The following is a 23,986-nucleotide window of genomic DNA, read 5'->3' as shown; positions in this document are numbered from 1 at the left end:
TATTCTGAAACTCAACAGACTTGAAACGATTGAGAACACAAACATTAAACAACCTAATTATTATGTTAAAAACATTTTTAAATCTTAAAGGAGTTGAAGTATTAAGTGTAAAGGAATTAAAACACACTGTTGGCGGTGTTGAAAGATGTACGATCCCTTGGACGCCATATGATTATAGTGGTCCATGTATAATGCTACCGCCTGTAGAACCAGTAGAGCCAATTTGCACGATTACAATTGATGGTGTAGTGTGTGAATAAAAAATATTTTAAACCGTTTCATAACTATTGAAACGGTTTATTTTTAAGTTATAGCCCATTCCATTTCAAATTTTTCATCCCAAATTTTATTAAACGCCCAAATACTCTATATTTGTATTTCAAAAAATAAAAACGAATACCTTAATATGAAATTACTAGAAGGAAAAGTTGCAATTATTACTGGTGCAAGCCGTGGAATCGGAAAAGGAATTGCTGAAGTTTTTGCTAAACATGGAGCAAACGTTGCTTTTACATACAGTTCATCTGCAGCTTCTGCAGAAGCTTTAGAAGCAGAACTAAATAGTTTAGGAGTTAAAGCAAAAGGTTATCAATCTAATGCGGCAGATTTTAACGAAGCTCAGACTTTTGTAGATGCTGTTTTAGCAGATTTTGGAACAGTTGATATCTTAATCAACAATGCCGGAATTACGAAAGACAATTTGTTAATGCGTATGTCTGAAGCAGATTTTGACCAAGTAATAGATGTAAACTTGAAATCGGTTTTTAATATGACAAAAGCGATTCAGAAAACATTTTTAAAACAGAGAGCAGGATCAATCATTAATATCAGCTCTGTTGTTGGAGTTTCAGGAAATGCTGGTCAAACCAACTACGCAGCTTCAAAAGCAGGTGCAATTGGATTTACAAAATCTGTTGCTCTTGAGTTAGGTTCTCGTAACATTCGTTGCAACGCAATCGCTCCAGGTTTTATCGAAACTGAAATGACTGCAAAATTATCTGAAGATGTAGTTAAAGGATGGAGAGAAGGTATTCCGTTGAAACGCGGAGGAACTACAGAAGACGTTGCAAACGCTTGTCTTTTCTTAGCTTCAGACATGAGTGCTTACATTACAGGACAAGTTCTTAATGTTTGCGGAGGAATGCTTACTTAATAGTTTTCAGTGTTCAGATCTTAGTATTCAGTTTTTATCTGACGCTGAACACTAAATTAAATATCTGATCACTTATTACTGATTACTGAACACTAAATAAATATGACTTCAAACACGATTCTTTTATTATTGCTTTCTTTAGTAATTGCTGGTGGTTTGTCGTATTTTCAATATTTTTTCAAAGCCAAAAGTAAATCCAATGTGATTATACTTTTGGCTTTTTTACGTTTTCTTGCCATTTTCGGATTATTGGTTTTATTGATCAATCCCATCATTTCTAAGAATTCGCTGGAAGTTACCAAAACACCTTTGGCTGTTGTGGTTGATAATTCAAGTTCGATTACAGCGCTAAAATCGGATAAAAAAGTAGTTGAATTATATCAAAAACTGGTTTCAAATCCTGCTTTAAAAGAAAAATTCGAAATTCAATCGTATCAATTTGACAACGATTTTAAAACTTCAGATCAATTTGATTTTAAAGGGAATCAAACCAATTTGGATGAAGTTGCCAAAAACCTAAAAAGCATCAACAAAAATCTGATTTTTCCAACAGTTATCATTACTGACGGAAATCAAACTACAGGAAACGACTATGTTTATAGATTCGATCCTGTCAATAAAGTTTATCCTTTGGTTGTGGGAGATACAACTACTTTTTTTGATTTGAAAATTAATCAGTTAAACGTAAATAAATACGCTTTTCATAAAAATAAATTTCCTGTAGAAGTGTTTCTGCAATACGCAGGAGATAAAACCGCAAATGCAGAATTTACCATTTCTCAAGGAAATACTATTGTTGCAAAAGAAAAACTTTCATTTTCTCCTTCTAAGAAAACAGCTTCTTTAAATTTACTTCTTCCTGCAGATAAAGTGGGATTACAAGTATATAAAGCAAGTATTCAATCTTCAGCAAAAGAAAAAAACAGTTATAATAATATTAAAAATTTTGCAGTCGAAATCATAGATCAAAAGTCGACTATTGCCATTGTTTCAGCTATAAATCATCCAGATATTGCGGCTCTAAAACGTTCGATTGAAGTTAATGCGCAACGTAAAGTAATATTAGTTAAACCAAATCAGATTAATGATTTACAAGATATTTCTGTTTTGATTTTATATCAACCAACAACTGCTTTTAAATCGATTTTTGATAATAACAAATTAAAAGGTACAAATACTTTTATCATAACTGGAAACAACACCGATTTCAATTTTTTAAATCAACAACAGAACAATTTGATTTTTAAAATGAGTAATCAACGTGAAGATTTTTTAAGTGAATTTCAATCAGCTTTTAATTTATTTGCGATTGATAATATCGGTTTCGAAAATTTCCCACCTTTACAAAATCCATTCGGAAATATTACAACTAATGGAAATGTATCCGTTTTACTTTCTTCAAAAATCAGAAACGTTTCTACAAATGCTCCTTTATTAGCTTTTGCCGAAAATCAAGGAAAAAGAACTGCTTTTCTTTTAGGAGAAAACAGCTGGAAATGGCGTTTGCAAAGTCATGTTGACAATCAGTCTTTTGAAAAGTATGATGTTTTCATAGATAAAATTATTCAATATTTAGCCTCACCATCTTCAAAAAAATCTTTGGTTGTAACACACGAAAGCTTTTATAATTCTGGAGAAGAAATCATCATCAACGCGCAATATTTCAATAAAAATTATGAGTTTGATGAAAAAGCAAGACTTACTATCACGGTTGTAAATGCAGCTACAAAACAAACTAAGAATTATGATTTACTGAAAGGAAGCAATTCTTTCTCTGCAAATCTAGAAGGACTTCCAGCAGGAAAATATAATTTTACAGTAAAAGAATTGAATTCTAATACTTCGTACGCGAGTCATTTTGAAATTTTGGATTTTGATATCGAAAAACAATTCGTAAACCCAGATGTGTTGAAATTAAATCAATTAGCGCAACAAACAGGAGGAAAGGCTTTCTTCGAAGATCAAGCCGATCAATTAATAAATACACTTTTAGAAAACAAAGAATACAAATCAATCGAAAAAAATATTTCCAGTAAAACACCAATTATCGACTGGGTTTGGTTATTGATTTTGATAGCTGCTTTATTAACAACAGAATGGTTTGTTAGAAAGTACAATGGATTGTTGTGATGAAATATAATCGAATTCCTTCTGGCATTTTGTAATCTCGAGGTTATAAATTAAAAGTCTAAAATTATGAAAGTTAAATTCTTTTTTATTGTATCGATTTTGATGGTGATTTTTTGTTTTTTTTCATTTTCAGAGACAAATAATACCAACGAAAGCAATCCTTTGGGAAACACGATTCAGCAACGTTTCCAATTGCCTCAGGGATTCGTGAGAGAAGAGGAGTCTAAAACTTCGTTTGATTTTTTTTTACGAAATCTTCCATTAAAACCATTAGGATCAAATGTTTTGTATTTTGACGGAACTATAAAACCAAATCGAAACGTTTATGATGCGGTTGTGGATTTACCCATTGGAAAACAGGATTTACATCAATGTGCTGATGCCGTGATGCGTTTACGAGCAGATTATTTTTATAGCCAAAAACAATACGATAAAATACATTTTAATTTCACAAATGGTTTTCGAGTTGATTTTAGTAAATGGGCTGCAGGTTACAGAATTGCAGTCAAAGGCAACAAAACTAGTTGGGTTAAAACTGCAAAACCATCTGACAGTTATGAAACTTATTGGAAATACTTAGAGACGGTTTTTATGTATGCAGGAACGGCTTCGTTAGAAAAAGAACTGAAACCAATTAATGTTTCAGACATAAAAATAGGAGATGTTTTTATAAAAGGAGGCTTTCCAGGTCACGCTGCTATTGTAGTTGATATGGCTGTGAATCCAAAAAACAATCAAAAAATTATGCTTTTGGCGCAAAGTTATATGCCAGCACAGGAAATTCAAATATTGAAAAATCCAAACAATAATTCATTGAGTCCTTGGTACGCTGTTGATTTTGGAACTTCTCTGAAAACCCCTGAATGGACTTTTACTATATCACAATTAAAACGTTTTTAAATGAGACGATTCTTTTTTTTAGTCTTTATATTTCAAAATGCTTTTTCTCAAGAAATCCCATTGAATGTTCAAAAATTAATTAAAGCATATCCAGCTCAAATTGTTGGTTATAAGGATAATAAAATTATTTTTAAGGATAAATCAAGTTTAATTTATGATGATTTTAAAAATAAAACGAATCAAGAATTATTAGATAATCCTGATATTGAAGATCAATTTAAGTTTGTTTATAATAAAGCAGATAAGAATTTAATGCCAAAGGAAGATGCAGGAAGAATTCGAAATGAAGCTTTTTTTAAGAAAATTTACGGAAATTCAAAAGCAGAAGTTGAATCAAAAATGACTGAAATTATTTGGTGTCCGAAATTAGTCAATCAGAAAATAAAAGTTACAACCATAAATGGCATTGATAAAATAGTAAAAAAACTTTCAGCAGAATTAGATAATAATCCAGAGTTTAAAAAATACATTAATGCTATTGGAGGCACATTTAGTTGGAGGAAAATTTCAGGAACAAACCGATTGAGTATGCATAGTTATGGAATGACAATAGATATTAATGTCAAAAATTCTAATTATTGGCAATGGGATTGTAAATGTAAAAATGAAGAAGCTACTCTTTCGTATAGAAATCAAATTCCCCTTAAATTAGTTTCAATTTTTGAAAAATATGGCTTTATTTGGGGAGGAAATTGGAAACATTATGACACAATGCATTTTGAGTATCGACCTGAACTTTTGTTGTAAATTTTAAAATTATTTTATCGCAAAAAAATACTACGGAAGAAGGTGTATTAGAATTAAAAATTTATTATTATGGATTTCAGGCTTAAAGTATTTTACACCGTTGCACTCCGACTTAATTTTACTAAAGCGGCAACAGAATTGTATATTACACAGCCAGCAGTTTCTAAACACATTCAAGAATTAGAAGAAACTTATAAAACCAAGCTTTTCGAAAGAAACGGTTCTAAAATCGCCTTAACTCCAGCGGGAAAAATACTTCTAAAATATACTAAAAGTATTTTCGATATCTATCGCGAAATAGACTTCGAAATGAGTTCTTTTAATAATGAACGTCAAGGTTTACTGCGTTTAGGATCTAGTACAACCATTTCTCAATATATAATTTCTCCGGTTTTAGCTAGCTTTCATCAAAAGCAAAAAGACATTAAAGTTAATTTACTGAATGGAAATACGGAACAAATTGAAAACGCTTTAATTAATAAAGAAATCGAAATCGGAATTGTAGAAGGACAATCTAAAAATCAATCCATAAAATACATTCCGTTTTTAAAAGATGAATTGGTTTTGGTTTGTAATAATACAAATCCATTAGCAAAAAGGAATGAAATTTCGGTAAACGATTTAAAATCAATGAAATTCATAACCCGTGAACGTGGATCTGGAACACTTGAAGTTATAGAATTTGCCTTGAAACAAGCAGGTTTGAAATTTAATGATTTACAAATTGAGATGCAGTTAGGAAGTACAGAAAGCATTAAATCTTATTTGTTAAATTCAGATTGTTTTGCTTTCATGTCGATTCATGCTGTAAGCAAAGAATTGAAAAACAAAGAATTGATTGTTTTAGATGTCGAAAAATTATCCATAGAAAGATATTTTTATGTCATAACATTACAAGGGAAATCTGATTCCTTGTCAGAATTATTTATTCAAAATTTAGCTTCTCATTATAACTTGAAGTTATAGTCGATTGTAAATTACGATTGGTGTTTTCAAGATAAACGATAGAACTTTGCAGGGTAAATATCAATACCCATTATTTTGAAAACAAAACAACAAGCAACAACTCAACTATTTGAAATTAGTCATTCATTACAACAATTACTTTTTATTGCAGTAATCTTGTTGTGTTTATTTTCGATTATTTCGCCTCCAATTGCACTTTTATTGGGAGTTATTATAGTGAATGTTTTCGGAAATCCATTTGTAGAATTCAATCACAAAGCAATTACATTTCTTTTACAATTTTCTGTTGTGGGTTTAGGATTTGGAATGAATGCTTACAGTGCTGTTTCCGTAGGTAAAGAAGGTTTTGTTCTGACTATACTTTCAATTTTTAGCACATTGTTTTTTGGTTTTCTTTTAGGGAAATGGCTTCAGACCGAAAGAAAAACATCACATTTAATTTCTTGCGGAACAGCTATTTGTGGAGGAAGCGCCATTGCAGCAATTGCTCCAGTTATCAAGTCTAATGAGAATCAAACTTCTGTTGCTTTGGGCGTAATTTTTATATTGAATTCGATAGCTTTATTTATTTTTCCTTTCATTGGACATCAATTAGATTTGTCCCAGAAAGATTTTGGATTGTGGTGTGCCATTGCTATTCACGATACAAGTTCTGTCGTTGGAGCAGCGAATAAATATGGTGCTGAAGCTTTACAAGTAGCCACAACCGTAAAACTGGCAAGAGCTTTATGGATTATTCCAATATCATTGATTACGGCTTTTGTCTTTAAAAATAAGAATTCTAAAATCAAAATCCCATACTTTATTGGCTTGTTTATTGTTGCTATGCTTCTAAATACTTTTGTTTCGTCAGTAAATCTTTTCGCACCACACATTGTTGGTATTGCAAAAATCGGATTAACGATTACTTTGTTTTTAATTGGCGCGACTTTAAATTTTACGACTTTAAAAACAGTAGGAGTAAAGCCTTTGTTACAGGGTGTTTTTCTTTGGATTTTTATCGCTGTTTTAGCTTTGGTAGCAATCCTTTATTTTAACTAATTATTTTACATTAGAAAATTTTACTGTTGGTTTGTCTACCATTTTATAGAATTTTCCTTTAAAACTAAAACGTCTTTCAATCTCAAAATCAAACTTGGTTTTAGTTTTGGCCATTTCAGCTATTTCTTGAGGAAGAGTTGCTTCAAATTCATCTTCAGCTTTTGCTTCTTTATTAAAAGTACCGTTTGTTTTAATGATGATATCTCTAAAATGCTTTTTAGTGGTATCATCAACAACTTTATAAGAACCCGACCAGTTAATACTAGCAACATTGGTTAAATGATAAGCAGGAACTTCCATAATAATCTGGTATTTTCCATCAAATCCAGCTACAAGATAAAGATAACCTTCATAAGGACCGCCTGCGCCACCATTAATGTGAGATAGAGTAAAAGCAAATTGATCTTCTCCAATTTCGACAATCTTTGGAGTAGGGCATTGTGCAAAAGCCCCGAAAGCAGCAACAGCAGGTTGGAAAGATTTCATTTCCCAAATCTTTCCGTTTTTCGCAAATTTAGCCAGCCCTAATAAACCACCAGAAAAACGACCAGTTTGCAATCCATCTTCATCATGTACAGAATGATTAAAAGCAATTATTTTAAACTTATTTTCTTTAGAATCAGAATAATCAATGTTTGCTAATAGTCTCGTAGCGACACCATTAGTATAAGGAAACATTTGATCACCTTCTACGCCATTTACATCTGGAAAAGGAGCGGGTTTGCAAGTTTTACAAGTCCAGCTTACAAAAGTGTTTTTATCTGGAAGATGGTATAATTTTCCAGGAAACAATTTCTGCATTATTCTTTCCTCGTTAAAAGGATCTGAAAATCTAAGTGTTCTTTTTGAATTTAATATAGTATCACTAACATTTTTCGGTTTTATGTCGATATCCTGAGCAAAGCAAATTGTCGACAAAAAGAAGATTATGTTTAGGAAAATAAAGCGCATGTTTATAAGGTTTAGTCCATTAACAAACTTACAAAAGAAAATATTCTTTATATGAAATTATGTTACTTATATAGTTTAAAAACCGTAAAAAATTAAATTTAGATAAAGTTAGAAGGTTATACTTTGAATTATCCATAAATAAGGTACATTTGCTCCCTCAAATAAAAAAACAAAAATGAAAAACTTCAAATCGAACCCAAGGTTAATAGCAATTGGTGCTTTAATTATTGGTTTTTTTACTTTATCCTGGGGAATTGTTGGTCACGAAAGAATTAATAAAGCAGCTGTAATGGCTTTGCCTTATCCGCTTCAGACTTTCTTTTACAACCACATTGATTTTATTACTCAAGAAGCTTCAGTGCCAGATATCCGCAAATATGCTTTAAGTTATAAGGATGAAGGCCCGAGGCATTATTTTGATATGGAAAACTTTGGTCCCGCTGATAGTTATCCACAAAGTTTAGAAGAAGCTAAGAAAAAGTATGATGCCAAATTCTTAAGCGATAATGGAATCTTACCTTGGTATATTGAAGATATGATGGTCAAATTAACCAAAGCTTTTAAAGATAAAAATAGAGCTGAGATCTTGTTTTTGGCAGCAGATTTAGGTCATTATATTGGTGATGCACACATGCCGTTACATACTTCTGCAAATCATGACGGACAATTGACTGATCAAAAAGGAATTCATTCTCTTTGGGAGAGTAGACTTCCTGAGTTATTTGCTAAAAATTATAAATTAAATGTTCCTTATGCGCATCATTATGACGATGTTCATAAAGCAATTTGGGATATGATTAATGATACACACAGTTTAGCGCAGCCTTTGTTGGATATCGATAAAAAACTTAGAACAGCTACTCCTGAAAACCAAGTTTTTAAAATGGATGCTGATGGAAAGATTTTAAAAAGCAAATACAATACAGCTGTTTTCTCTGATGAATATGCTAAAAAACTGCATGAACAGCTAAATGGTATGGTTGAAAGTCAAATGAGAAAAGCAATTACAGCAACAGCAAGTTTCTGGTATACGGCATGGGTAAATGCAGGAAAACCAGATTTAAGTGATTTAGATTCTCCAGAGGTTACAAAAAGAAACGCTAAAGCTTTGAAAGAAGATTGGGATCTTTTCCAAAAAGGAGATTTATTCGGAATGAGAAATCAGAATGATTAATTTAAAGTTTAAGTTTTCAAATTGAACCGAAACTAAAAAAAGCCTCAAATTCTTTTAAGGAATTTGAGGCTTTTTTGCTTCAATAAATTTTAATATTCTGTAGGAGTATCTCTTCGATGGAAATAAAATTTGGCACCATGATTATACGCTCCGTAGAAATGTTTGATTAATTCACTTTATTGAACCTTTGCGTACATCTTGTTATTCTTTGTTGTTAAACTTAAGTTATTGAGCTGATATTCTTTTTTCTTTAAAACGTAAGATGCAGACTGATAATAAGCAATAGTTTTATCTACTAAGCTGGTGTTTTCAGATTTCAATGGAATTTGGTCGTAATAAATCTGAAATTCAGGAGCTAAACCATTCTTTTCATTAAGTTTTAACTGGAACTGTTTGATTTGTTGTTTTGGAGATAAAATAGTTAGAACATTGTCTGTAATTAAACCTAAATCCTGATAAGTTGCAATTAAAGCTCTCGGCTGATAATCTGGTTTAAAAACATCCTGACCGAAAAATTTACTTTCATAATCAAAATTCAATAAACCAAAAACAGTTGGCATAAGGTCAATTTGAGACATTAACTTTGTATATTTTTCAGGTTTTATATCTGAAGAATAAATTAAAGCCGGAATTCTATATTTGTCTAATGGAAGTTCTGTTTTTCCGGCACTTGAAGCACAATGATCAGCTACAATTACAAAAACAGTATTGTTAAACCAAGGTTGTTTTTTAGCCTGATTAAAAAATTGTTTTAGTGCGTAATCAGTATATTTTACGCCACCGTCACGAGATTTAATATTTCCAGGAATATCAATTTTATTATTCGGATAAGTAAAAGGTCTATGATTGCTTACTGTCATAATATGATTGAAGAAAGGCTTGTTTTGCTTTGCTTCAGTATTCATAATCTTAATTGCTTTATTGTACATGTCTTCGTCACAAACTCCCCATACATTCGAAAAAGTAATTTCATTTTCAGAAAAGTTTGATTTGTCCACAATCTGATACCCATTTCCAGAATAAAAATCCTGCATGTTATCAAAAAAAGCATCTCCGCCATACATGAACTTTACATTGTATCCTTTTTTGCGAAAAACAGATCCAGTCGAAAACTTGTTTTTATTGTCCTCTCTTTTTACAACACTTTCACCAGCAGTTGGAGGTAAGCATAAAGTAACTGCTTCAAGACCGCGAACAGTTCTGTTTCCGGCAGCATAAAGATTGGTAAATAAAAGACTTTTTTGAGCTAAACTGTCAATAAAAGGTGTGATGTTTTGCTTATTCCCATACATTTTCATGAAATCTGCGCTTAGACTTTCAACAGTAATTAAGACAACGTTTTTATGTTTTTCTACAGAATCATTTTTAACGTCTTGTATGGTGTTTTTTCCTGAAATTGCAGGTAACTGTTGTTTTAACAACGCAAAAGCTTTTTGATCTGGGATAGTTTTATAGAACTTAAAATAATCTAATTTGTTATTCTGAAAAGCCAGATAGAATTTATAGATTCCGTTTGATTGTAATTCGTTGACAAAGATGTTTTTAGAAGTTTCTGTTTTTGCCAAACCAGGAATAGCAAATAATGAGGAAACGAATAAAGTGCAGTAAACTGCTGAAATTTTTAGTTTTTCAGAAACAGTCGGAATTTCGTCGATATATTTTCGGGAGTTTTTTACAATAAAATAAGTAATGATTGCTGTAATGATAAATAGTGCAGAAAATATTGGAATTACTGGATAAGACTGCATGATGTTACCTATAACTTCATTGGTATAAATAAGATAGTTTACAGCGATAAAATTATATTTTACACCAAATTCATTCCAAAAGAAAAATTCACTAATTCCATTTTGAAGAATCAATAAAACATATAAAAAGATTACAAAAGTAAAAAGCCAAAATCTGATTTTGTCACGATTTTTTGGAAGAAAAAGAAAAAGAGAAAAGAGTACTGTTTTTATCGAAACAAAGATTAAAACAATCTTTGGTAAAGCTCCACCATATTCGTCAAAAATGCTTTTACCAGATGCTGTGTAAATTAATAAAGCTATAAAACCTGCAAGAATGAAATATCCATAAGGCTTATTGTATTTTGAATTCGAAATAAAAATAAGGTACAGCCACAAAAAAGAAGCTGCCAATACAAATACAAAAAAGTCTGAAGCAATTCCTAACACAAAGATTTTTAAGTCTTCAGAAAAAGTAAAAGAACTTTGTGTAATAGGATGAAATAGTAGGACTATTCTCAGTATGAAGCTTACAATAAAGTACAATAGGGCTAGATTGTAGAAAGGCGAAAGTTTTTTATAAAAAGTCATACAGTATTTTTTTACAAAATTAATTATGATTCATTAACGCCAGATTAAGTTCGACTTTTACCTTACTTAACGTTAACTTAATATTCGCTTAAGATATAAAATATTCTAACACGTACGTAATTTCTTTCATTTTAAAGTGTTAAATTATTTATCTTTGAATTATAAAAATGAATGGCAAATCTTAAATTAGACACGATAAATGCATATTTTAATAGTTGAAGACGAGTTAGGAATTGTTCAGTTTCTTAAACAAGGTTTACAAGAAGAAGGCTATCAGGTAACTACTGCAAGTGATGGTTCCAAAGGTTTTGAGCTGGTTCAGAGTCAGAAATTTGATTTGATTCTTTTAGATTGGATGATTCCAAAAATTAATGGACTTGATCTTTGTAAAGCCATAAGGATTAAAGATCAACAAACTCCAATAATTTTCTTAACTGCAAAAGATACTGTTCAGGAAACCATTGAAGGTTTAAAAGCAGGAGCAAATGATTATATCAAAAAACCTTTCAGTTTTGAGGAATTAGTAGAACGTATAAAAGTTCACTTTAGAAACAAAAAACAAACAGAAACACTTACGCTTGGTACTATTACAATGGATCTGTCTAAACATATTGTTTTAAAAGATACAGAAGAAATAGCGCTTACACAGCGTGAGTTTGAATTGCTTGCGTATTTGATTCAGCACAAAGGTAAAGTTTGTACACGAAACCAGATTTTAAGAGATGTTTGGGAAATAAACTTTGAATATGATACAGGTGTGATAGACGTTTTCATGAATGCTATTCGTAAAAAACTGAATCTCAAAATTGAAGAAGATTATATAAAAACTATTCGCGGCATTGGGTATATCGCCAATGATTAAAAATGACATCATTATCTTTTAAAAATAGAATTGCCTTAAACTATATTGTAGGAACTGGACTTTTAGTTTTAGCCGTTTTTTCTGCTATTTATTTCATTGTAAAACTCACAGTTTATAATCATATTGATGAAAATCTAAACATAGAAGTTCAAGATCATTTAAAGGAATTGAAAATTGAAAATGGTGTTGTTATTTTCATGGATGCTGAAGAATGGGAGGAAAGAGAACATAATTCTGTCGATGTAAATCCTGTTTTTGTTCAGTTTTTGGATTTGAACAAGAAAATAATTGAAAAGTCTCCCAATTTGAAAAATGAAAAGTTAGTTTTTCATGAAAGTAGAGACTATTTTCAGCTTTTTGATACCCAGTTATTGGGAAATAAAATTCGCCAGATTCAAGTGCCATTAGATTTGAAATCAAAAAGAATTGGCTATCTGATTATTGCGATGTCACTTTCAGATTCGTCTAAAGTTTTAGATAATCTGATGGATACTTTGATGATTACTTTTCCTATCATTCTTTTTATTTTGTTTTTCCTTGCCCGGTTTTTTGCAGGCAGAAGTATAAAACCAATAAATGATATTATTCAGACTTCAAAAATTATTACAAAAGATAATCTTACGGCAAGAATTCCTCTTCCTAAAACAAGAGATGAATTGTTTACGCTTTCTAAAACAATCAATAATTTATTAAATAGAATTGAAGATGCGATTGAGCGTGAAAAACAGTTTACTTCAGATGCTTCTCATGAACTAAGGACTCCTTTAACAGTTATTAAAGGAACACTTGAGGTATTGATACGTAAACCTAGAGATAGTAAGGAGTATGAAGAAAAAATTAATTATTGCATTAATGAAGTAGATCATTTGAATTCGCTGGTAGACCAATTGTTAATGATGGCTCGTTTTGAGAATCAAAAACAGAATATTCATAGAGAAACAGTTTATTTAAATGCTGTTATTTTAGATGTTCTGACCTTGAATTCGGAGAAAATAAAAACGGGAAAATTAAATGTAGTTTTAGAAACTCCTGATGATTTTTATACCTATTCGGATACTTTTTTGGTAGTTACAATTCTCCGTAATATTATTTCTAATGCGGTAAAATATTCAAAAACGGCAAGCGAAATTAAAATTTCTTTATCAAGAGAAAAGGATAAAATTAACTGCACTATTTCAGATCAAGGAATTGGAATTGCTAAGAAAGATCTTGAGTCTATTTTAAATCCGTTTTTTAGATCAGATTCTTTGAATCACTCTGAAATAAAAGGAACTGGACTTGGGTTGTTTATTGTAAAAAGAATGACTGATTTGCTTCAGATTAAATTTAAAATTGAAAGCGAAATGGGAAAAGGAACCAAAGTGTTGCTGGTTTTTGACGACTTTAATAATGCGTTAAAGTAATTTTGAAATTATTAAGTATGAGACGATGTAAAATGTTTTTTAACAATAAACTATCGTTAAGTTAAAATAAAAATTGCTTTTTAAATATTTTATCTAGTATATTTGCAACCGAATCAAAGAATTATAAAACAAACCAAACAATGATTTCAAATCAATTACATCATCATCATTTACATTATTGCTCTCAAGCGATGTGTTAATGGTATGTGTGTAAATCATCATATTTTAAAACCCGTTTGAGTACATCAAACGGGTTTTTTTATACCAATTCTTTGTACTCAAACTATTAATCCAACAAACAACTAAAAAAAATGAGTACTTTAAAAATTGCAATTCAAAAATCGGGTCGTTTAAACGAAGACAGTATCCAAATTCTAAAAGACTGTGGTATTTCAATCAACAACGGAATAGATCAGTTAAAAGCAGAAGCTTCCAATTTTCCTCTTGAAGTTTTATATCTTAGAAATTCAGATATTCCTCAATATCTAATTGATGGAGTAGTAGATTTAGCAATCGTTGGCGACAATCTTTTGGTAGAAAAAGGTAAAGGAATTGAAGTAGTTCAAAAACTTGGTTTTTCTAAATGTAAAGTTTCAGTAGCCGTTCCTAAAACCTTCGAATACAATTCTATCCAAGATTTAGCAAACCTTAGAATTGCAACGTCTTATCCAAACACAGTTAACGAATATTTTGATAAATTTGGTTTGAAAGTAGACATTCACCAAATTTCAGGTTCTGTAGAAATCGCTCCAAATATCGGACTTGCAGATGCAATTGTAGATATCGTTTCAAGCGGAAGCACACTTTTCAAAAACAACTTAAAAGAAGTTGAAGTAATCTTAAAAAGTGAAGCAGTTTTAGCAGTTTCTCCAAAAGTTTCTCCAGAAATTCAAAAACACATTGATACTTTAAAATTCAGAATTCAAGCCGTTTTAAGAGCTAGAAATTCGAAATATATCTTGATGAACGTTCCAAACGACAAAATCGAAGCCGTTGGAAAAATTCTTCCAGTTTTAAGAAGTTTAACAGTTCTTCCGTTGGCACAAGAAGGTTGGAGCAGTGTTCACTCTGTAATCGATAAAGATACTTTCTGGGACGTAATTGATCAATTAAAAGAAGTAGGAGCAGAAGGAATTTTGGTTTGCCCAATCGAGAAAATGGTACTATAGTTAAAAGAAATTCCAATTATAAAATTCCAAATTCCAATCCTAATCTTTGCGAACTTAGCGTTTTTATTGGCAAAGAGAATAAATAAAACCTTGCGCCTTTGCTGTAAAAAAAAAATAGACAAAGAATTGGAATTTGGTATTTAAAGCTTTGGAATTTAATATTGAAAATATTATGAATAAAATAGACAATCCAAAACCAGAAATCTGGTCAGATATATTAAAAAGACCGACTCAAGCTATTGATGATATTGAGGTTACGGTAAAAGAAATCTTTAGAGAAGTACAGAAAAAAGGCGATGAAGCGGTTGCGAAATATACTTCAATATTTGATGGAATTTCTCAAGATAATTACGAAGTTTCAAAAGAAGAAATTGAAGAAGCTATTCAATTGATTCCAAATGAATTAAAAGAAGCAATTCAATTGGCTAAAGATAATGTTTACAAATTTCACAAAGCACAGAAAACGGATCGTGTTGAAGTAGAAACAATCGCAGGAGTAAACTGTTGGCAGGAAAAACGACCAATTCAAAAGATCGGATTGTATATTCCAGGCGGAACAGCGCCTTTGTTTTCGACTGTTTTGATGTTGGCAGTTCCAGCAGAAATCGCTGGTTCTAAAGAAATTGTATTGTGTTCTCCACCAGATAAAAAAGGAAAAATAAATCCAGCAATTTTATATGCTGCTAATTTATGTGGAGTGACTAAAATTCTAAAAGTTGGCGGAATTCAAGCAATTGCAGGAATGACTTTCGGAACACAATCCATTCCTAAAGTTTATAAAATTTTCGGTCCAGGAAATCAATTTGTAACGGTTGCTAAACAATTAGCAACACAATTTGGAGTTGCAATTGATATGCCCGCTGGACCTTCAGAATTGTTAATTGTTGCAGATGATACTGCGGTTCCTGCTTTTGTAGCTTCAGATTTATTGTCTCAGGCAGAACACGGAACTGACAGTCAGGTAATTTTGGTTTCAACTTCAAAAAAACTAATTGAAGAGGTGGAAAAAGAAGTACAAGCTCAATTAGAAGTTCTTCCAAGAAAAGCAATTGCAGAAAAAGCAATCGAAAATTCGAAATTGATTTATGTAGAGAATGATCAGACTGCTTTGGATTTAATCAACGAATATGGTCCTGAGCACTTTATAATTTGTTCTCAATACGATGATTTCTATTGTAACGGAATCGTAAATGCCGGTTCTGTTTTCATCGGAAATTATACTCCAGAAAGTGCCGGAGATTACGCTTCTGGAACAAATCATACTTTACCAACAAATGGTTATGCTAAGAATTATAGCGGAGTAAATCTGGATAGCTTTATGAAATCGATGACATTCCAAAAGATTTCAGAAAAAGGAATTCAAAACATCGGAAAAGCTATAGAAAGAATGGCTGAAGCCGAAGGATTGCAAGCGCATAAAAATGCTGTGACGTTGAGATTAAAGAGTTTGGAATAGAGAATATAGATTATAGAAAATAGAATATAGATAAAAGAAACAAGAAAATGAGTAAGACGAAAAGTCTATTCTCTTTACTCTATTTTCTATATTCTAAAAAAAATAAAACAAATGAGTACCTTCGATATAAATACAATAACACGTGAAAACGTAAAATCTTTAAAGCCATATTCGTCTGCAAGAGATGAGTTTGAAGATTTTGATACAGCCGAGATGATTTTTTTGGATGCGAATGAAAATCCATTTCAAAATGGCGTAAATCGTTATCCAGATCCACAGCAAAATTCGGTTAAAGCGATTTTGGCTAAAAACAATTTGACTAAACAAAGTCAGATTTTATTAGGAAACGGAAGCGATGAAGTTCTAGATTTACTTTTCAGAGCTTTCTGTGAGCCAAATAAAGACAATATTATTTCACTACCACCAACTTATGGAATGTATGGCGTTTTAGCGAATATCAATGCGGTAGAAAATAGAGAAATCCTTTTAACAACTGATTTTCAACCACAAGTAGAAAAAATCCTTGAAGCTGTTGACGAGAATACCAAAATCATTTTTTTATGTTCGCCAAATAATCCAACAGGAAATTCATTTTCAGATGAAAGTGTAGTGAAATTGCTTCAAAACTTCAATGGTTTGGTTGTGATTGACGAAGCTTACATTGATTTTTCAGAGAAAGAAAGTTGGCTGACAGAAATTGATGCATATCCAAATCTAGTGATTACACAAACACTTTCTAAAGCATATGGTTTAGCAGGAATTCGTTTAGGAATTTGTTACGCTTCTGAAGTTGTAATTTCAATTTTGAATAAAATTAAACCGCCTTATAATGTTAACGAATTAACACAACAAAGAGCGATCGAGCGTTTAAAAGATTCAAATAAAATTAAACAAGAAATAGCTTCAATTGTTGAACAAAGAGAAGAATTGCTTAAAGTTTTGCTTGAAGTGAGTTTTGTGGAAAAAGTATATCCGACAGAAGCTAATTTTATCTTAGCTAAAGTAGATGATGCCAACAAAAGATATAATCAATTAATTGAAAAAGGAATTGTAATTCGTAATAGAACAACACAACCTTTATGCGAAAATTGTCTTCGTTTTACAATCGGAACAAAAGAAGAAAATGCAGTTGTAATTAGAGAATTGAAATCATTAAGCTAAAAATATATTAGCCACGAATTCACGAATTTTATTTAATTTTTGATAATTAGTGCAATTAGCACATATTCTGTCAAGGATTTTAAGTTTGAATAAATATAATTCGAGAATTCGTGGCAGAAAAAATAAAAAAACATGAAGAAAGTACTTTTTATTGATCGTGACGGAACGATTGTTTTAGAACCTGAAAATTACCAATTAGACAGCTTAGATAAATTAGAGTTTTATCCAAAAGCGTTTCAATATTTAGCAAAAATCGCTTCTGAATTGGATTACGAATTAGCAATGGTAACCAATCAAGACGGATTAGGAACAGATAGTTTTCCAGAAGATACGTTTTGGCCAACGCAAAATTTCATTTTAAAAGCATTTGAAAACGAAGGTGTTGTTTTTGATGAAATCTTCGTCGACAGAACTTTTCCAGAAGAAAATGCACCAACACGTAAACCAAGAACTGGAATGTTGACTAAATATTTAAACAATCCTGAATACGATTTGGCTAATTCTTTTGTTTTAGGAGATCGTTTGACTGATGTTGAATTGGCAAAAAATCTTGGTGCAAAAGCCATTTTTATGAATAATACCGATGGAATTGGAAGTAATGAAATTTCATCCAAACGTGAAGAGCTAAATGAAACAATAGTTTTACAGTCAATGGATTGGAAAACGATTTATGAGTTTTTGAAATTAGAAGCGCGTTCTGCCTCGATTACGAGAAAAACAAACGAAACTGATATTTACATCAATTTAAATCTTGACGGAACTGGAAAAAGCAAAATCGATACCGGAATTGCGTTTTTTGATCACATGTTAGATCAAATCTCACGTCACGGTCAAATGGACTTAGAAATTACTGTAAAAGGCGATTTAGAAGTAGATGAACATCATACAATCGAAGATACGGCAATTGCTCTTGGTGAAGTTTTCGCGAAAGCGTTAGGAAACAAACTAGGAATCGAGCGTTACGGATTCTGCTTGCCAATGGATGATTGTTTAGCGCAAGCGGCAATTGACTTTGGAGGAAGAAACTGGCTAATCTGGGAAACGGAATTCAAACGTGAAATGGTAGGTAAAATGCCAACAGAAATGTTTTATCATTTCTTCAAGTCATTCACAGACGGAGCAAAAGCGAACTTAAATATCAAAGCAGAAGGAATCAACGAACATCACAAAATAGAAGCAATTTTTAAAGCTTTCGCGAAAGCAATAAAAGTGGCCGTAAAAAGAGATACTGAAAAAATGATTCTTCCAAGTACTAAAGGTATGTTGTAAAAAGTTTAACCGCGAAGCACACAAGTTTTTTTGCGTTCTTAGCGTAAATCTTTGCGAACCTTGCGGTTAAGTAAAATAGTATTAATGATTTTATATTGAAGAGAAATCTAAAAATCTAAAATCTAAAATCTAAAATAATTTTGAAAATAGTAATTATAAATTACGGAGCAGGAAATATTCAGAGCATTATGTTTGCTATTGAAAGATTGGGTTTTAAAGCGGTTTTGAGTAATAATCCTGAGGAAATTAAATCGGCGGATAAAGTGATTTTTCCTGGCGTGGGCGAAGCGAGTTCCGCAATGACAAAACTTCGAGAAAGCGGTTTGGATAGTTTGATTCCGCAATTGAAACAGCCTGTATTGGGAATTTGCCTTGGAATGCAGTTGATGTGCAACAAAACCGAAGAAGGAAATACAGCAGGTTTAGGGATTTTTGATGTTGATGTTTTGAAATTTTCAAACAATGTAAAAGTGCCTCAAATGGGATGGAATCAGATTTATGAATTAAAAACTGATTTGTTTGAAGGGATTTCTGAAAATGAGTTCATGTATTTGGTTCATAGTTTTTACGCGCCAAATTGCGATGAAGCCATTGCCATAACTAATTACGACGTTGAATATGCATCAGCTTTGCAAAAAGATAATTTTTACGGAACTCAGTTTCACCCAGAAAAAAGTGGTGATGTTGGAGAAAAGATTTTAGGAAACTTTTTAAGGTTAAATTCTAAAAATTAAATCCCAAATTCCAATTCAATAACAATATCAAAAAATCAATTTCAATTTTAGAAAAATCTAAAATCTAAAATCAGAAATCTAAAATTATAAAAATGAGAATAATACCAGCCATAGATATCATTGAAGGAAAATGCGTTCGTTTGTCCAAAGGTGATTATGATACGAAGATAATTTACAATGAAAATCCACTTGAAGTGGCGAAATCATTTGAAGCGCACGGAATCGAATACTTGCATTTAGTAGATCTTGACGGTGCAAAATCAAGCAAAATTGTCAATTATAAGATATTAGAGCAAATTGCAACGCAAACAAGCTTAAAAATTGATTTCGGTGGCGGATTAAAATCAGATGATGATTTGAGGATTGCCTTTGAAAGTGGTGCAAATCAAATTACTGGCGGAAGTATCGCAGTAAAAAACAGAGCCATTTTCGAAAAATGGATTTCTGAATATGGTTCAGAAAAAATCATTTTGGGAGCAGACGCGAAAGATGAAAAGATTGCCGTTTCAGGTTGGTTAGAAGAATCAAATGAAGATTTGGTACCGTTTATTCAGGATTATCAATTAAAAGGAATTCAGTATGTTATTTGTACCGATATTGCAAAAGACGGAATGCTTCAAGGACCAAGTTTTGATTTATACAGCAAAATTTTAGCTGAAGCGAAGGGAGTAAAATTAATCGCTTCAGGAGGAATTTCAACTTTCGACGAATTACCAAAATTAGCCGAATTAGGTTGTGAAGGAACTATAATCGGAAAAGCGATTTACGAAGGAAGAATTACACTTAAGCAACTTGAAAATTATATTTTAAATAAATAGATTACTTCGCAAAGAGACGCAAAGCAAAACACAAAGATTCGCAAAAAAAATCTTTGTGCAGCTCTGAGAAATCTTTGTGAATCTCTGTGAAACAACTAAAAGAATGTTAGCAAAAAGAATTATACCTTGCTTAGATATAAAAAACGGAAGAACCGTAAAAGGCGTTAATTTTGTTGATTTACGCGATGCTGGTGATCCTGTAGAGTTGGCGGAAATTTATTCGGCTGAAGGCGCGGACGAACTGGTTTTTCTAGATATTTCAGCAACAGAAGAAAGACGTAAAACGCTTGTGAATATGGTACTAAGTGTGGCGGAAAAAATCAATATTCCGTTTACGGTTGGAGGCGGAATTTCGTCTGTAGAAGATGTTGATATTCTGCTGAATAACGGAGCAGATAAAGTTTCAATCAATTCATCGGCAGTTAAAAATCCACAATTGATTAATGATTTGGCTCAGAAATTTGGAAGTCAGTGCGTTGTCGTTGCAATCGATGCCAAACAAATTGACGGACAATGGATTGTGCATCTTGTAGGCGGAAAAGTACCAACAGAATTAAATTTATTCGATTGGGCTGTTGAAGTCGCGGAACGTGGGGCTGGAGAAATTTTATTCACTTCGATGGATAATGACGGAACTAAAAATGGTTTTGCAAACGAAGCTTTGGCTAAACTTTCGGAATTAGTAAATATTCCAATTATTGCTTCGGGAGGCGCTGGAAACATTCAGCATTTTGTAGATTCGTTTAAAGAAGGAAAAGCTGATGCCGCTTTGGCAGCAAGTGTTTTTCACTTTAAAGAAATCGAGATTAAAGCTTTGAAACAAGAGTTGAGAAATAACGGGATTGAAGTAAGGTTGTAAAATTTTCAATATCAATTACAATATCAAAAATCAATATAAGTTCAGTAATCTAAAATCTAAAATCTAAAATCTGAACTCTAAAATCTAAAATAGACATGGAAATCGATATCAAAAGCGCACACGGATTAATTCCGGCTATCATTCAGGATTCTGAAACAAAAAATGTTTTGATGCTGGGTTATATGAATGAAGAATCGCTTCAAAAAACAATAGAAACACAAAAAGTGACTTTCTTCAGCCGTTCCAAACAAAGACTTTGGACGAAAGGCGAGGAGAGTGGTAACTTTTTAAACTTAGTAAGCATTAAAAATGATTGCGATGGCGACACGCTTTTGATTCAGGCAAAACCTGTCGGACCAACATGTCACACTGGTGCAGATACTTGTTGGCAAGAACCAAATGACGCAAATTATGGTTTTATTTCTCAATTGGAAAATACAATCAAAACCAGAAGAGAAAACGCTGATTCTGAGAAAAGTTATGTAGCTTCTTTATTTGAAAAAGGAATCAATAAAATTGCTCAAAAAGTAGGTGAAGAAGCTGTAGAAGTAGTTATCGAAGCAAAAGATGCTAATGACGATTTGTTTCTTAGCGAAAGCGCTGATTTGCTTTTTCATTATTTGATTTTGTTACAAGCAAAAGGTTATCAATTAAACGACGTTGTTGACGTTTTAAAGAAACGACAAAAGTAGTTTTTTGTTTCAAGTTTCAGGTTTCAAGTTCTGTTGAGCAACTTGAAACCTGAAACTTGAAACAATTTTATTCCACAAATTCAAAAACAGCAAATTCTTCAGGTTGGTGAAAACCGAATTTAGAACTTTTATAAGGTTGTAAAGCAAGATATTCAATAGTTTTACCGTAATCAATTCTAAAGGCATTTGCTTTCCATTTTGTACCAATTTTTGGTTTTAGGAAACCTCCATTTTTTATTTTTTCAAAACTTAAAAAAGGAATTTTAATTTCAACTGTATAGCCTTCGGGATTTATTTTGCTTACTGTTTCCATCCCAATAATATTAAAATCTATTGCTGTTTTCCAGCCTCCACATTTTGGTGAAATACATTTTAGAAGTAAATCATAATTAGTTGAAAATGCATTTACCCCAATTTCAACATAATTTTGCCCGTCTCCATCTGGATCAATAAAAATTTCAACCAAATCATCTGTATAAAAAATTTGAGCGTCTTTTTTTTGAGGTTTTCCAACTATATTAGAATCAGTACAATTGTATGCAATGTATAGATTTTTATCATCCCATAAAAAAGATACAAATGTATTTTGAATTGCTTTTTCTCCCGAATTATGAATAACAAATGGTCCTAAGAACGGTGTTTCCCAATCGGTTAAATCACCATCGATTTGGATTGTGTTTTTGGTTTTGTGAATAGAAACTATTTGTGAACTTACAATTGTAGAAAACATCACAAACCAAAAAGAAACTACAATATTAAATTTCATACAATGGAGTCTAGGATTTTAAAACCACTAAAATAGAGAAGAATAATGAATTTGAACGGTATTTTTTTATTCCATTAAATAATAAAATTCGAAAAAAATTGATCTGAATGTTTACATTTGTTAAAGATTAACGGGTTTAATTACTTATTTATTTCAAACTTATAAATAATGAAAAAATACTTTTGTGGCGTATTTACCGCCTTTTTATTTGGTTTTACTGCCAATGCTCAAGGACTTTTGAATAAGTCAGAAACTGTTTTTACACATCAAGATACTTTGCGTGGAAGTATTACAAAAGAAAGAGCTTGGTGGGATTTAAAATACTATCATTTAGATGTTAAAGTAAATCCTGCAGAAAAATTTATTTCTGGATCAAATACAGTTCGTTATACTGTTTTGACAGAAAATAACAGAATGCAAATCGATTTGCAAGAGCCAATGAATATCACAAAAGTGACTCAAAACGGAAAAGAATTAAAGTTTGAAAGAAATGGAAATGCTTTCTTTATTACTTTAAATGAAAAGCAAAAAGTTGGTGATACTAAGGAAATTGTGATTTCATTTGGAGGGAAACCTAAAGAAGCGGTTAAAGCACCTTGGGATGGAGGATTTTCTTGGAAAAAAGATAAAAACGGAAAAGATTTTATTGCTACATCATGTCAAGGTTTAGGCGCAAGTGTTTGGTGGCCGTGTAAAGATCATATGTATGATGAAGTAGAAAACATGTTAATCAGTGTAAATGTTCCGGGAGATTTAACAGAGGTTTCTAACGGAAGATTAAAAAGCGTTAAAAAAGAAAAAGATGGTACTAAAACTTTTAATTGGTATGTTTCAAACCCAATCAATAACTATGGAGTAAATATTAATATTGGGGATTATGTAAATTTCTCTGAGAAATTTCAAGGTGAGAAAGGTCAGTTAGATTGCGATTATTATGTTTTGAGAGACAATTTGGCTTTAGCAAAAGAACATTTTAAAGATGCTCCGAAAATGTTGAAAGCTTTTGAAAGTTGGTTTGGACCATATCCGTTTTATGAAGATAGTTATAAATTGGTTGAAGTTCCTTACTTAGGAATGGAACACCAAAGTTCTGTAACTTACGGGAATCAATATAAAAAAGGTTATTTAGGAAACGATTTGAGTGGTACCGGCTGGGGATTAAAATTCGACTTCATCATTATTCATGAATCTGGTCACGAATGGTTTGCAAATAACATTACGTATAAAGATATTGCTGATATGTGGATTCACGAAAGTTTTACAAACTATTCAGAAAGTCTTTTTATTGAATTTTATTATGGAAAAGAAGCTGCAGGAGAATATGTAATCGGATGCAGAAAAAATATTGCAAACGATAAACCAATTATAGGGCATTATGACGTAAATAATGAAGGTTCTGGAGATATGTATCCGAAAG

At 31.6% G+C, this 23,986-nt stretch carries 23 protein-coding genes; 19 read left to right on the top strand and 4 right to left on the bottom strand.

From position 1 onward, the window contains the following. The first annotated feature begins 62 nt into the window (after window positions 1-62). From VGE71_RS00410 to VGE71_RS00380, 7 genes are all read left to right on the top strand, one after another. Window positions 63-260: a hypothetical protein gene (locus tag VGE71_RS00410; RefSeq protein WP_331136531.1), complete on the top strand. Its 198-nt coding sequence runs from the start codon at window positions 63-65 to the stop codon at window positions 258-260. Between the two features lie 146 nt (window positions 261-406). Further along, window positions 407-1,153 (top strand): 3-oxoacyl-[acyl-carrier-protein] reductase, encoded by a 747-nt coding sequence (gene fabG, locus VGE71_RS00405; protein ID WP_071637930.1) that lies wholly within the window; start codon window positions 407-409, stop codon window positions 1,151-1,153. A gap of 102 nt (window positions 1,154-1,255) precedes the next feature. After that, complete coding sequence (locus VGE71_RS00400; protein ID WP_331136530.1) at window positions 1,256-3,283, top strand: hypothetical protein; 2,028 nt, start codon at window positions 1,256-1,258, stop codon at window positions 3,281-3,283. Window positions 3,284-3,349: 66 nt separating this feature from the next. After that, complete coding sequence (locus VGE71_RS00395; protein ID WP_331136529.1) at window positions 3,350-4,183, top strand: DUF4846 domain-containing protein; 834 nt, start codon at window positions 3,350-3,352, stop codon at window positions 4,181-4,183. Next, entirely contained in the window at window positions 4,184-4,930 is a 747-nt protein-coding gene (locus VGE71_RS00390) for a M15 family metallopeptidase (RefSeq protein WP_331136528.1), read from the top strand. A 69-nt stretch (window positions 4,931-4,999) separates the two neighbouring features. Next, window positions 5,000-5,896 carry a LysR family transcriptional regulator gene (locus VGE71_RS00385; protein WP_331136527.1) on the top strand — a complete coding sequence of 299 codons (897 nt, stop codon included), beginning with the start codon at window positions 5,000-5,002 and terminating at the stop codon, window positions 5,894-5,896. A gap of 75 nt (window positions 5,897-5,971) precedes the next feature. Continuing rightward, window positions 5,972-6,937 (top strand): YeiH family protein, encoded by a 966-nt coding sequence (locus VGE71_RS00380; RefSeq protein WP_331136526.1) that lies wholly within the window; start codon window positions 5,972-5,974, stop codon window positions 6,935-6,937. Here the strand turns inward: VGE71_RS00380 and VGE71_RS00375 are convergent, their stop codons facing one another. Further along, window positions 6,938-7,855, bottom strand: a complete 918-nt coding sequence (locus tag VGE71_RS00375; RefSeq protein ID WP_331136525.1) for a hypothetical protein — start codon at window positions 7,853-7,855, stop codon at window positions 6,938-6,940. A gap of 208 nt (window positions 7,856-8,063) precedes the next feature. Here VGE71_RS00375 and VGE71_RS00370 point away from each other — a divergent pair, with 208 nt between their 5' ends. After that, on the top strand, window positions 8,064-9,062 hold the full coding sequence (locus tag VGE71_RS00370) for a zinc dependent phospholipase C family protein (RefSeq protein ID WP_331136524.1): 999 nt from the start codon (window positions 8,064-8,066) through the stop codon (window positions 9,060-9,062). Window positions 9,063-9,238: 176 nt separating this feature from the next. Here VGE71_RS00370 and VGE71_RS00365 read toward each other — a convergent pair whose 3' ends face one another. Next, window positions 9,239-11,380, bottom strand: coding sequence for an LTA synthase family protein (locus VGE71_RS00365; RefSeq protein ID WP_331136523.1), 2,142 nt, complete (start codon window positions 11,378-11,380; stop codon window positions 9,239-9,241). 199 nt (window positions 11,381-11,579) lie between these two features. Here VGE71_RS00365 and VGE71_RS00360 point away from each other — a divergent pair, with 199 nt between their 5' ends. Continuing rightward, window positions 11,580-12,242: a response regulator transcription factor gene (locus VGE71_RS00360; protein ID WP_331136522.1), complete on the top strand. Its 663-nt coding sequence runs from the start codon at window positions 11,580-11,582 to the stop codon at window positions 12,240-12,242. A gap of 2 nt (window positions 12,243-12,244) precedes the next feature. After that, window positions 12,245-13,645, top strand: a complete 1,401-nt coding sequence (locus VGE71_RS00355; protein WP_331136521.1) for a HAMP domain-containing sensor histidine kinase — start codon at window positions 12,245-12,247, stop codon at window positions 13,643-13,645. Window positions 13,646-13,738: 93 nt separating this feature from the next. Here the strand turns inward: VGE71_RS00355 and VGE71_RS00350 are convergent, their stop codons facing one another. Beyond that, window positions 13,739-13,867: a hypothetical protein gene (locus VGE71_RS00350; protein WP_331136520.1), complete on the bottom strand. Its 129-nt coding sequence runs from the start codon at window positions 13,865-13,867 to the stop codon at window positions 13,739-13,741. Between the two features lie 89 nt (window positions 13,868-13,956). Between VGE71_RS00350 and hisG the strand changes: the two genes are divergently transcribed. The 8 genes from hisG (at window position 13,957) to hisIE (ending at window position 21,803) form a co-directional block, all read left to right on the top strand. After that, on the top strand, window positions 13,957-14,814 hold the full coding sequence (gene hisG, locus VGE71_RS00345) for an ATP phosphoribosyltransferase (RefSeq protein WP_331136519.1): 858 nt from the start codon (window positions 13,957-13,959) through the stop codon (window positions 14,812-14,814). 172 nt (window positions 14,815-14,986) lie between these two features. Then, window positions 14,987-16,270 (top strand): histidinol dehydrogenase, encoded by a 1,284-nt coding sequence (hisD, locus tag VGE71_RS00340; protein WP_331136518.1) that lies wholly within the window; start codon window positions 14,987-14,989, stop codon window positions 16,268-16,270. Between the two features lie 111 nt (window positions 16,271-16,381). Further along, the gene (gene hisC / locus VGE71_RS00335; RefSeq protein WP_331136517.1) at window positions 16,382-17,431 is read left to right on the top strand and encodes a histidinol-phosphate transaminase; all 1,050 of its coding nucleotides are present in this window, start codon (window positions 16,382-16,384) and stop codon (window positions 17,429-17,431) included. A gap of 132 nt (window positions 17,432-17,563) precedes the next feature. Then, a complete protein-coding gene (hisB, locus tag VGE71_RS00330; protein ID WP_331136516.1) occupies window positions 17,564-18,700 on the top strand; it encodes a bifunctional histidinol-phosphatase/imidazoleglycerol-phosphate dehydratase HisB in 1,137 nt (378 codons plus the stop codon). Between the two features lie 140 nt (window positions 18,701-18,840). After that, window positions 18,841-19,434 (top strand): imidazole glycerol phosphate synthase subunit HisH, encoded by a 594-nt coding sequence (gene hisH / locus VGE71_RS00325; protein WP_331136515.1) that lies wholly within the window; start codon window positions 18,841-18,843, stop codon window positions 19,432-19,434. A 92-nt stretch (window positions 19,435-19,526) separates the two neighbouring features. Continuing rightward, window positions 19,527-20,252: a 1-(5-phosphoribosyl)-5-[(5-phosphoribosylamino)methylideneamino]imidazole-4-carboxamide isomerase gene (gene hisA / locus VGE71_RS00320; protein ID WP_331136514.1), complete on the top strand. Its 726-nt coding sequence runs from the start codon at window positions 19,527-19,529 to the stop codon at window positions 20,250-20,252. Between the two features lie 103 nt (window positions 20,253-20,355). Then, window positions 20,356-21,111, top strand: coding sequence for an imidazole glycerol phosphate synthase subunit HisF (hisF, locus tag VGE71_RS00315; protein ID WP_331136513.1), 756 nt, complete (start codon window positions 20,356-20,358; stop codon window positions 21,109-21,111). Window positions 21,112-21,200: 89 nt separating this feature from the next. Then, window positions 21,201-21,803: a bifunctional phosphoribosyl-AMP cyclohydrolase/phosphoribosyl-ATP diphosphatase HisIE gene (hisIE, locus tag VGE71_RS00310; protein ID WP_331136532.1), complete on the top strand. Its 603-nt coding sequence runs from the start codon at window positions 21,201-21,203 to the stop codon at window positions 21,801-21,803. Between the two features lie 67 nt (window positions 21,804-21,870). On the opposite strand, the gene VGE71_RS00305 is transcribed toward hisIE, so the two are convergent. Then, window positions 21,871-22,569 (bottom strand): carbohydrate-binding family 9-like protein, encoded by a 699-nt coding sequence (locus VGE71_RS00305; RefSeq protein WP_331136512.1) that lies wholly within the window; start codon window positions 22,567-22,569, stop codon window positions 21,871-21,873. Window positions 22,570-22,737: 168 nt separating this feature from the next. Here VGE71_RS00305 and VGE71_RS00300 point away from each other — a divergent pair. Then, window positions 22,738-23,986: M1 family metallopeptidase (locus tag VGE71_RS00300; protein ID WP_331136511.1), on the top strand; the 1,249-nt coding region annotated here is incomplete at its 3' end.

It is taken from the genome of Flavobacterium sp. (assembly GCF_036405015.1).
Taxonomy (GTDB): Bacteria; Bacteroidota; Bacteroidia; order Flavobacteriales; family Flavobacteriaceae; genus Flavobacterium.
Note: the sequence above shows the minus strand (reverse complement) of the source record. Positions and strands in the feature narration are given on the sequence as shown.